We start from the raw sequence: 2,121 nt of genomic DNA on the forward strand, positions 1-2,121 counted from the left end.
GGTTCAAAAACAGCCAGTCATAGCTCCAGGTTGTGGAAGGGGGGAACAGCCACACCGGCTCCCGGGCCAGGAGATGGCCGGCATATCGGATCTCCACCCATCGCAGGGCCGGCCATCCTCCTCGGAGCTCTGGGCTCACCCACGTCTCCACACTCCACACGGACCCACCCCTCGCGCCCTCTGGGACCCGGTAAGCCCGCTGGAGCGGGAGCGGGCCCTCCGGCGCGACCAGGACCACCTCCCACGCGGAGAAGGGGACGGGCTCCCGGGCCCGCCATTCCACCTGCACCCAGATCCGCCAGCCTTCCGCGGAGGGGCGGACGATGACCTCAGGCGGCTGCATCTCCACGATGCCGATGGATCGAGCGCCCCAGAGGGCCGACCCCAGAATCGGCCGCACTTCGATCCACCCCAGGGTCAGCACGTCCCCCCCGACCGTCAGCGGGAGGCGCGGAAAGCCCGGCGTTCCGGTCTCATACCAGCCGAGGTTCACCTGATAACGTCCGGCGGGCACGAAGCGAGGGATCAACAGGCTCCGCCCGACGTCGTAGACCTGACCGGGAACCCAGCGATCCGTGGGGGGATCCGGCTCCGCATCCCAGTTGACCCAGAGCCGTCCGGCCTCGTCCACCAGATGGATGAAGAGGGTCCATCGGCGATCCAGCGGTTGATCGGCTGAGAACTTCAGATGCCATTGCGCAGAACGGCCCGGCTCCACCGCCTCCTGCGCCCAGCCCACCTCGTGCAGCCGGATGCCGTTGGCCCACCGGGCATCCGGCTGGGTCCATCGGGCGGCTGGGACCTTGCGGACCAGATGGAACACGCTGGCCTGATGTTCGGGGATCGCATGGGGGAACTCCGCCTGGAAGTCGATGAGGTGAGTGGCCTGAAGATCCCGTAGCCAACCCTCCCAGTGGGCGCGGTAAAGGGTGACCCCGATGAACCAGAAAGAGGGCGAGCGATCGACCACCTGGGCGCGCTGCGCCGGGTCGGGCCAAGCATAGGAAAAGGTTGAGAGGAAATGCCATGGGGCTTGAACCAGGGCGGGCTCGGAGATCGTGAGGGATCGGAGGGTGTTCTCCGCTTCACCCACTAGGCCCAGCGGCATGGTCAGCAACGGAAAGCCGGCGATCCCGACCAGGCCCGGCAGGAGCAAAGCGATGAACGCCGGCCTCCAGCGAGCGCGCAACATCACGGCGGCGATGAGGGCCACCAGGGGGACCACGGACATCGCGAAATAGCGGGCGGCGAAGAACGGCCAGCGTAGAGCCAGCAAGGCACCGATCGCTGGCGGCAACCCTGCAGCCACCGCTATGAACTGCCACTTGCGCAGCCGTGGAGACCTTCTCGCGGCAAGAAGGGAACCCCCTAGGAGGGCCGCCCCGATTAGCGCCACGGCTTTCGCCGCCCGCCCATCCGCCAGAGGGCCGACCAGCAGGTTGGCCCACAGATGCCACACCACCTCCCACGGCGTCGGGCGCACCGGGATGGCAGAGAGCGACCGCACGGTATGCTCCAGGCTTCCCCCATACGCCTGGGCGATCCACCCGCCGAAGGCGGCCATCCACGGGAGGGAGGCCAAGGCGCCAACGATCCATCCCCGGGGCCGGCGGATCGCGACCACCAGCCACTGGGCGCCGATCAGCAGGAGCCCGTAATAATGCGTGAACATCAGAGCGCCCTGAGCGACTGACCAAGCCGCCCAGCGGGCAGCCGTCGGGCGTTCCAACAGGCGAAGCCACAGGAATGTTGACAGCGCCCCCAGGGCGATCACCAGCCCATACATCCGGATCAGGACTAACAGAAACAAATACAAGGGGTTGAGCATCAGGGCGGCTGCAAGCGCTAAGCCCAGCCGAGCCCCTCCTACAAGCCGGCCGACCTGAAAAGCCAAAGGGATGGCAGGCAGCCCGAGCAGGACCGAGAACACGCGATAGGTCCAGGGATGATGGAAGCCACCGATCTCCCACCAGCCCTTGGCCAGCCAGTAATACAGGGGCGGGTGGCTGTCCCGCATCAGGTTGCGGGCCACCTCCAGCCAGCCATAGGAGCTGACCTGCCAGAGGACATGCTTCTCGTCGAACAGGGCCAGACCCCGCGGGGCCAGGACCAACGCGACCC

General features: G+C 67.1%; 1 protein-coding gene. It reads right to left on the bottom strand.

All coding sequences use genetic code 11. The features are described from left to right. Nucleotides 1-2,121 (bottom strand): glycosyltransferase family 39 protein (locus NZM16_RS10645; protein ID WP_295480310.1); only part of this gene is annotated, 2,121 nt, incomplete at both ends.

This window comes from Thermoflexus sp., from assembly GCF_025055495.1.
In the GTDB taxonomy this organism is placed as follows: Bacteria; Chloroflexota; Anaerolineae; order Thermoflexales; family Thermoflexaceae; genus Thermoflexus.